Annotated in this window: 8 protein-coding genes; 6 read left to right on the top strand and 2 right to left on the bottom strand. The window is 46.7% G+C overall.

Annotated elements, in window-relative coordinates; genetic code table 11:
* A partial coding sequence (locus ACE1CM_RS14390; protein ID WP_374878205.1) for a hypothetical protein occupies nucleotides 1-299 on the top strand: 299 nt, incomplete at its 5' end.
* A gap of 247 nt (nucleotides 300-546) precedes the next feature.
* A complete protein-coding gene (locus tag ACE1CM_RS14385; RefSeq protein WP_374878204.1) occupies nucleotides 547-1,365 on the top strand; it encodes a calcium-binding protein in 819 nt (272 codons plus the stop codon).
* 929 nt (nucleotides 1,366-2,294) lie between these two features.
* On the opposite strand, the gene ACE1CM_RS14380 is transcribed toward ACE1CM_RS14385, so the two are convergent.
* Nucleotides 2,295-2,615 (bottom strand): hypothetical protein, encoded by a 321-nt coding sequence (locus ACE1CM_RS14380; protein ID WP_374878203.1) that lies wholly within the window; start codon nucleotides 2,613-2,615, stop codon nucleotides 2,295-2,297.
* An 84-nt stretch (nucleotides 2,616-2,699) separates the two neighbouring features.
* Entirely contained in the window at nucleotides 2,700-2,909 is a 210-nt protein-coding gene (locus ACE1CM_RS14375; RefSeq protein ID WP_374878202.1) for a hypothetical protein, read from the bottom strand.
* Nucleotides 2,910-3,174: 265 nt separating this feature from the next.
* On the opposite strand from ACE1CM_RS14375, the gene ACE1CM_RS14370 reads away from it, so the two are divergent.
* From ACE1CM_RS14370 to ACE1CM_RS14355, 4 genes are all read left to right on the top strand, one after another.
* On the top strand, nucleotides 3,175-5,391 hold the full coding sequence (locus tag ACE1CM_RS14370) for an alkyl/aryl-sulfatase (RefSeq protein ID WP_374878201.1): 2,217 nt from the start codon (nucleotides 3,175-3,177) through the stop codon (nucleotides 5,389-5,391).
* Between the two features lie 277 nt (nucleotides 5,392-5,668).
* Nucleotides 5,669-6,409 carry a cation diffusion facilitator family transporter gene (locus tag ACE1CM_RS14365; protein WP_374878200.1) on the top strand — a complete coding sequence of 247 codons (741 nt, stop codon included), beginning with the start codon at nucleotides 5,669-5,671 and terminating at the stop codon, nucleotides 6,407-6,409.
* A gap of 593 nt (nucleotides 6,410-7,002) precedes the next feature.
* Entirely contained in the window at nucleotides 7,003-7,245 is a 243-nt protein-coding gene (locus ACE1CM_RS14360) for a hypothetical protein (RefSeq protein ID WP_374878199.1), read from the top strand.
* Nucleotides 7,246-7,266: 21 nt separating this feature from the next.
* The gene (locus ACE1CM_RS14355; RefSeq protein ID WP_374878198.1) at nucleotides 7,267-8,214 is read left to right on the top strand and encodes an alpha/beta hydrolase fold domain-containing protein; all 948 of its coding nucleotides are present in this window, start codon (nucleotides 7,267-7,269) and stop codon (nucleotides 8,212-8,214) included.
* Nucleotides 8,215-8,608: the final 394 nt, after the last annotated feature.

Raw genomic sequence — 8,608 nt, 5'->3', positions numbered from 1 at the left:
AATTGCCTAAAGAAGCGGAGTTCTCTTGGTCTGACATTCCCTCCAAGGGCAGGAGTCCTGGTTCCCAAGACCCATACTTTTTCTTGACAACTGTACCTTTTAACTTGGTTTTTGCTTATGGCAGGGAGTGTCAAGATGATTCAATGATACCACAAGCGATTTGCTCGTTTCGTCGTTGCAGATTTCCCTTGCCTGATTCGATTCGGCATCGGTACTCCTGCACTCCAAAGGAACGCTCGCATTCATCTCAACACGCTCCGCTGCACGTACAGTGTGAGGCTACGGCACGTTTGAGCTAATGGAGCCAAACTCACTGTTACCCAGGCTTCTACCTTCGGGAACAATTCTGCCATCGGCGGCACCGGCGCAAACAACGGTCAGGGGCGAGGCGGAGCCGTTTTTGTTCAAGAGGGGGGGACTTTTTCCCCCGATGGAACGACCAGGTATTTTGACAACACCGCCAGCACCGCAAATCCCCTGAGCAATCAGTATCCGGTCAAGATTAACCGACGCGATGGGGAAATTACCCTTGATGCCTTCATTGGGGTGGGGCGCGGTGCAAATCCATCCCCAGAAGTGCGGGAAACCTTTGACGAACTGGTGTTTACTGGATCTGGTCTGATTCCCCGCAATCTTTTGTTGACTCAAACGGGGAACGACCTTGTTGTCAGTTTTGCCGGTGTAGACGACACAAAAGTCATCCTCAAAAACTTTGCTCTGGAAAATCTGGATAACTTGCCGATTCCCGGTGGTTTGCACGGTCAAATTGGCAATATCTTGTTTGATGGCGATACTACCTCGAAAGACAGTTTTGATGTGTTCGATGCCGACTCTACCCGCCACCAAACTTTTAACCGCAACACCGTAACTTTCCTCAATGAACTTAACAACAATGTACTAGGCTTCCGCAATTCCGATGATGTCATTAACAGTCAGGGAGGAAATGATTTTATCGCTGGTTTGAGTGGCAACGATCTTTTGCGCGGTGGCGATGGTAACGATACTTTAGACGGTGGAATTGGTGCTGATACCCTCACAGGAGGTCGAGGAAACGATGTTCTCAACTTGGGTCGGGATAGAGATGTGGATACGGTTTTGTATTATAACGGGGACGGTAGCGACAGGGTAAACCGCTTTTTACGCGGTGGGGGTGGCGATTTAATTGGGTTGATTGATATTGCCAATATTGATGTAGTAGTTAATCGCAATGGCACCGAGTTTCGCTTAGGTGATGGGGTGGCTGGAAATCAGGGATTTGGTGCGGGTGAGTTGTTAGTTAAGTTGAATGGAACGACTGGATTTACGGCTGATAATATTAGTTTGAATTTGGCGGCTAATAATACAGCACAGTTCTCGTTTGTGTAGGCAAGTTGTTTTGGGGTGTGCGTTCGCGAAGCGAAGGGAGGCATAGCGCATATATCTGCCCAGAAACCCGGTTTTTTCAAAAAACCGGGTTTCTTGTGCGAGAAGGGTGAATTGCAATGCGATCGCAAATATTCGCGCTCGCAGTTTTGACTCAATTCCACAGTGCCAGAGAGCGGAACTTGCGTCGTATACGATGGATGTGTTAGCCCAGCGGCACACAGTGCGGGTCAACACTGGCGCAATCAGTCAGAACTCAAACCTTCAAGCTCAGAACTCAAACCTTCAAGCTCAGAACTCAAACCTTCAAGTTCAGAACTAAAACCTTCAAGTTCAGAACTCAAACCTTCAAGTTCAGAACTAAAACCTTCAAGCTCAGAACTAAAACCTTCAAGCTCAGAACTAAAACCTTCAAGCTCAGAACTAAAACCTTCAAGCTCAGAACTAAAACCTTCTCACTTAGATCCAGAACGTTCTCACTTAGAACTAGAACGTTCGAGCTACGAGCAACAATATTGCAGATAGGCGCAATCAAAGGAAAAAATAGTGAGTGCTGAGTCTGCTCAAGACACTCAGCACTCAGCACTAAACCTCAACAATCTGTAGCGCTATTCTTTAAAGTTGGTATCAGCTTCTAGGCAATAGCAACTTCGCTAATGCTCTCGCGCTCTCCTGCGGTGCATTAAAGTTGAATGTCCATATCATATAATGTCCCTTGGCAAAGGTTGTGTAACTGCTAATAGCTAATCGCTAATGGCTGATATCTGGCAATTGACAATTAGCAAGCGAGCAATTAGCAATTAGCCATCCATACACTACCGATACCTAAGGAGATGATATCACTCATTAACCGAGTCCCCTCACCTTGAGCGCGACAGTAAGCAATTGCTTCATAATGAGGTTCTTCTTGTTCTCCCTGGTAGGAAAGAATACTACTCTTTGACGCAATCGATCGTGTAGCGCTTGCCCGATGAACTTTCCTCAATCCGCAGCGCGTGGATTTCAGTCTCGAAACCGGGGAACTGTCGGTCAAATTCCCGTGTGAACCTGAGATACTCGATAATCGATCGGCTTTGAGGGATGAAGCGTTCTCCAGGCATGATGACAGGGATGCCTGGAGGAGTAGGAGCGACCATGCTGGCAGCGATTCGACCGATCGCCTCCTCAATGTCTACCCGCTCAACATCACCTTGTACCAAGGCTTTGTAGGCATCGGCTGGACGCATCGCCGGTTCGGGCAGCGTGAGATACATATCATGAATCGCTGGCAATATATAGCGGTTTGCACTCGGATGAGGTACACCGCCTTTTGTGTAGCGGCACCCTTAAGGGTGCCGCTACACAAAAGGTGCCACAAGGCTGTACCTCACTCGCTGGCAATCCGCTGTATTGTTGGCACGGTAGCACACGTGGATTGCAGTGCAGAGGTCGCGCAGACCCATTTGCCGTCCGGCATAGTGTGGCGCAACGCTTTTGAGTGCGATATCGAGGGGCGCGTTGGTATCGTAGAGACGCTTGAACTTGATCAGACACCATGCATAACGCATGAAGCATCCATGAAGGCTCTGTTGGCAACCTTCAACTTCTTCGATCAACATCTCCTTCATCGCCAAGGTCAGCATTCGATTCCTCCCGAAGATCCACCATGTATACCTTCTGCAAACCTTCCATAGTCCGCTACAGGAAAAAATTTCTGGTATGTTAATTTGTGTCGCTCAATTAAATAGGATTTTTCCAAGTATGAAACGATGAATTCAAGTTGCTAAGGTGCTTCCTCCTCGCAAAACAGTTCAACCGGATCTGACATTATTTATGCAACAAGCATTGATTATGAAGCATTGGAAATGGTTCAAAGGGTTGGTGGCGATCGCCGCAATTGTACTCATCTTTTCTACCCAGATGAGTCGGATCGCCCTTGCCGCTAGCAAACCCGCCGCTCCTGACACGATAGCAGCTAATGAGAAAGTTCTGGAAAATCTACCCTTTGCAAACACAGAAGATTTTGAACTTGCCACCAAAGGGTTTATCGATAAACTTCCAGACCCGGTGTTGATTCCTCACAATAGCATCCCCAATTTTAATGCTTGGGATTTGGAACAGTATAAATTTCTTTTGGAAAAAGAAGGCGTTCGCGCCAGCGTTCCCATCTGCGATCAACAATCATGCGATCTAACAAAATTACCGGAAGCTCCACCAACTGTCAACCCTAGCCTATGGCGTATCTCGCAGCTCAATATGCAGCATGGGTTGTACAAAGTTGTCCCGGGAATTTATCAAATTCGCGGCTATGACCTAGCAGAGATGACCCTAGTTGAAGGAAATACAGGTTGGATCGTTATCGACCCCCTCACCTCCAACGAAACCGCCAAAGCAGCCTTGGATCTGGCAAACGCCAACATTGCCAATCCCCAGATGGAGTTGCTCAAACACCCCAATCAAACAAGGCCGTTACCAGTCTCTGCTATCATTTATACCCACAGCCACGTCGATCACTATGCTGGGGTCAAAGGCATTGTTGACCCTGCCCAGGTCTATTCTGAAACAAACTCCGAAGGCATTCGCATTTATGCTCCCGAAGGCTTTTTAGAAGAAGCAGTCAGCGAAAACGTTTTGGCTGGCAACGTGATGAGCCGTCGTGCTAGCTATATGTACGGCAACCTCATCCCAAAAAACGCAACAGGTCAGGTTGATGGCGGTTTGGGCAAAACTACCTCTGCTGGTACGGTGTCATTGATTGCCCCCACAGATATCATTACCTTTGACACCCAAAATCCCGTTGTCGTTGATGGAGTACAAATCAAATTTCAGAACGTACCCGGTTCTGAAGCTCCAGCTGAAATGCTGTTCTATTTCCCGGATTTTAAAGCCCTCTGTGTCTCTGAGGACGCAACCCACACCATGCACAACCTCTATACTTTGCGCGGGGCTAAAGTGCGAGATGCGATCGGTTGGGCAAAATATCTCAACGAGACAATCAACCTGTTTGGGGAAGATGTACAAGTTGTTTTTGCCAGTCACCATTGGCCAACTTGGGATAAACCAGACACTACTGAGAACGAAGTAGTGGAGTACCTGAAAAAGCAACGGGATTTGTATAAGTACATCCACGACCAAACCCTGCGTCTAGCCAATAAAGGCTATACCATGTTAGAAATTGCCGAGATGTTGGAGTTGCCAGAATCCTTATCCACGGAATGGTACAACCGTGGTTACTACGGCACTCTCAACCACAACATTAAAGCAGTCTACCAGCGCTATCTGGGTTGGTTTGATGGCAACCCCGCTCACCTGTATTCTCTCCCTCCGGAACAGGCGGGTGAGAAGTATGTCGAATACATGGGTGGAGCCAGGGCTACTATTGAGAAAGCGAAAATAGATTTCGCGAATGGCCAATACCGTTGGGTGGCTCAAGTGATGAGCGATGTGGTTTTCGGAACTTGCAAAAACACACTTCCACCTTATGAAGATCCAAGGTTCTCTAATCTCACCCAAAACTGTTTCGATGCAACCCAACTTGAAGCGGATGCATTAGAACAACTCGGCTATCAAGCAGAGTCCGGTCCGTGGCGCAATTTCTTCTTGACTGGCGCTCTTGAGCTACGAAATGGTGTGGACGATAGTCTACCCACTCCCGGTACTGGCAGCTCGGATACGATCAGTGCGATGACCTCGGATTTGCTCTTTGACAAAATGGCCATCCAGCTCAAGGGTCTGGAGGCGGGAGAGGCACAATTCAAGTACATCTTCCGTATAAAATTCCCCGACATTAAAGAGAGTTATTTGCTCTCGGTTGAGAATGGCGTGCTAAATTACACTAAGGATGGTGCGCGGAATTACCTTCAGGAGCCAATCATCGCCGAGACCACGATCGCGGTTAACCGTGAGGACTTCAACCTTGTTATCCAAGGAAAGAAAGAATGGAACGAGGTCACCGAAATTGAGGGGGATGTCGAGAAGTTCAAGGAATTCCTCACATTTCTAGACAAAAAAGAAGACGTTCCGTTCTGGTTCAACATTGTCCTTCCCTAAATCGCATTAAGTTGCCAGGGGTTACACCTCCAGGCTAAAAGCTAAAGTCGTCTAAAAACGACTGGAAAAGATTTTTACAGCAGTTTCTAATATCATGTCCAATAGCAACGGTTGTGTAACTGCTAATAGCTAATAGCTAATCGCTAATGGCTGCTCTGGAGGCAATTGACAAGCGAGCAATTAGCAAGCGAGCAATTAGCCATCCATACACTACCGATACGTAAGGACATGATATAACTCTGTGCAGTACAGTTTTTTAAACAGAAGGATTCTCTGAATGACTTATTCTTGGCATTATTGCGATTCACCCAACTGTATTGGTTGGGGACAAATGGACAACCAGCAACGCTTTCGGTTAACTGTAATGCTGGTGGCAATTTTGCTCTTTGCGATTGTGGAATGGTTAGCAGGGTATTTAAGCCATAGCCTTGCGTTGCGAGCGGATGCTTGGCACATGGTGGCGGATGGGGGCGCAATTTTACTGGCGTTGAGTGCCAGTTGGCTAACTCGCTGGACTATTAACCGCCGATGGTCAAGACAGCCTCGCCCAGATGCGATCGCCGCCTTCTTAAATAGTGTAGGATTGCTGTTGATGGCAGGATTAATTGCCTGGGAAGCGATTGGACATCTGACTTTGCCCCCGCAGCAAATCCTCAGCCAACCGATGCTTATTGCGGCAACAATTGGTCTGGTAATTAATATTATTGGTATTGCTTTACTGCATAAAGATAGTCAAGGAAATCTGAATGTGCGGGGGGCTTTTTTACATATATTGGCAGATTTGGCGAGTTCTGTGGGAGTAATGCTCGGCGCGATCTCCATTTATGCCTTTCAGTGCTTTTGGTTAGACGGCATAATTAGTTTGCTGATTGCCTTATTTATTGCCGGAAGTTCCTTACCTTTGATGCGTTCAAGCTGGCAGCAACTGGGCAAAAATTCACCCGATGTAAACGAATTAACCCTGCTAGAGATTGGTAAAACTAATCTCAGAGATTTGATTGTTCGCCAATCTGATTAAATCTCCATTCCAGACTTATATCAAATCCGGTTGCATCGGAATAATTAGTTTTATTGCCAATCGCTAATTGCTAATTGCTAATTGCTAATTTTCCATACAGGTCGTAATTACGATGTAACGGTAAACGATATTAATTGAACAGAAAAATCAGTCCTCTATTATACTTGGAATCCTATAATGAAAATTCTTATCCCCTACCACCTAATACCTACAAACTTTGCTATACCGCTTCATCCTGAACTGGTAGGGTAAAATAAAAAGTGCTTCCTGCTCCCAGCAAACTCTCTGCCCAAATCTGTCTCTGGTGCTGTTGCACATTGATAACTAGAAACCTGCTTGGCACTCGCCCATATTTCGGCTGATTTGTCAACTGGTTCTACTGAATCGGCGCTCTAGTCCACTTAGACTAGAGCGCCGGGTGAATCTCCCGAATTCAATTGGCGAGAGTGTCAAATATCAGACAAGCAATACATTCCGCAGAACCAAGACAAAATGACATTTTGTGGAAAAAAATTAATATAAGATGAACAAAATTTATGATACATGATATTGTAGATTTTTGTTGTTAACAATTAAACAGGATATGCAAAAGCATGAAACGATGGATTCGACTGGCTAGGGTTATAGTATTTGCGTTCTTAGTGTTCTGTATCTCGATGCCGGGAGTAGCCCTAAGCGCAGAGATTGACCTGCCAACTAATCAAACTGAAACAAGTTTGCCAACTGACTACGATCCACTGCCAGACCGCAAGGTTAAGCTTGACGATGGGACTGGCTGGGTCGATATCACTTACTCGACATTGCCAGGATATCGACCCCTACGCCTCGACCTCTAAGGAGACTATAGTGTCGGGGATGTGCAAGACCTGAGTTTAAAACCTCCACGCCCCTTGGTCGTTTTCGTCCACGGTGGCGGATGGAGGAATGGACAAAAGCGAGGAACTTCGGAATTCACCGATTTTCCGGGTGTGCTGGCTTTTCTGGCTAAATCAGGCTACGTTGTCGCCTCGCTGGAATATCGCTTGAGTGGCGAGGAACCCTTCCCAGGGGCTGTTAAGGATGTGAAGGCGGCAATCCGCTTCCTGCGTGCTAACGCTGTTAAATTTGGCATCGATAAGAACAAGGTTGCGCTCTGGGGGGCATCTGCTGGCGCTAACTTGGCATCACTTGCTAGCCTTTCCTGCAATGTTAAGTGGTTCGATCCGATCGATCCGAAAGGCATCTACAAAGATGAGTCCGATTGCGTCCAGGGTTTTGTCGGTTGGTATGGTCCCTACGACCTCGTCCAACTTTTTGGAGATGCAACAATATTTGAAAAACAGCTCACAGAGCCACAAAATAAAGACGATGCGCTAAAAAATCCAGAAGCTGTTGGAACAGTAGCCTTTTTGAGATGCGCTCTTGACGGGATATGTCCCCATGAGAACCTCACACAAGCCAGTCCAGTAAAATATGTTGACCCGAAAGCTGAAGAGTATAAGGATCCACCAATGCTCTTGATCCACGGAAACGCAGATACCGCCGTACCCTACCAACAGTCTGTGGCTCTAGTAGAGAAAGTCAAGAAGGTACATCCGCAGGACCCGGATAAGTGGGTCAAACTACTGACGATTGAAGGTGTCGATCGCGGTTTCAGGAAAAAAACTGCTGAAAATAAACTTGATCCATGTGTAACGCACCAAGCATTAATGCTGGCACTGACGGAAACGTTCAACTTCTTCAATAAACATCTCCTTGATCCCACAGAAGACAGCAGTTGGACTTTTACCCAAGATCCGCAATGTGAGATTGGTTACCACTTCTGACCGCGCCCTATCCCTGTAGGACAAAATTTCTGATTCTCTTAATCTGAAGTTGCCCCTGCGGGCAACTTCAAAAACGGCACTCTCTCAAACTCATTTGACTGGGGAACGTATCAAGAAATCCCTGTCAGATCTGGTTCACGATCGCAAGTCTGTTATTGTCATACACCGAGATTTGAGCGGTGCCTTTTTAAGTAGTCACGTCTATGACGATTAGTTGTTATTGCAGAATGCTCAATTAGACAGGACTTACGCAAAGAAACTTTGGTGATACGAGAAATCGTTGGTTTGGCAACCATAGATCAACAAAGAAACCGGGTTTCTGGCAACGCCCTTGCGTAAGTCCCGCTCAAAAATCAGCTTGCTCGTGTAAGCGCGTCTGGAGGGGCTATCGCAT

It is taken from the genome of Microseira sp. BLCC-F43 (genome assembly GCF_041929235.1).
GTDB lineage: Bacteria > Cyanobacteriota > Cyanobacteriia > Cyanobacteriales > Aerosakkonemataceae > Microseira.
The sequence above is the reverse complement of the archived record's forward strand: the minus strand, read 5'-3'. Positions and strand labels throughout refer to the sequence as shown.

Coding starts and splice junctions, on each gene's coding strand:
- ACE1CM_RS14375 (WP_374878202.1), bottom strand. CDS start 2,909: ATGCGTTATGCATGGTGTCTGATCAAGTTCAAGCGTCTCTACGATACC.
- ACE1CM_RS14360 (WP_374878199.1), top strand. CDS start 7,003: ATGAAACGATGGATTCGACTGGCTAGGGTTATAGTATTTGCGTTCTTA.
- ACE1CM_RS14365 (WP_374878200.1), top strand. CDS start 5,669: ATGACTTATTCTTGGCATTATTGCGATTCACCCAACTGTATTGGTTGG.
- ACE1CM_RS14380 (WP_374878203.1), bottom strand. CDS start 2,615: ATGTATCTCACGCTGCCCGAACCGGCGATGCGTCCAGCCGATGCCTAC.
- ACE1CM_RS14370 (WP_374878201.1), top strand. CDS start 3,175: ATGCAACAAGCATTGATTATGAAGCATTGGAAATGGTTCAAAGGGTTG.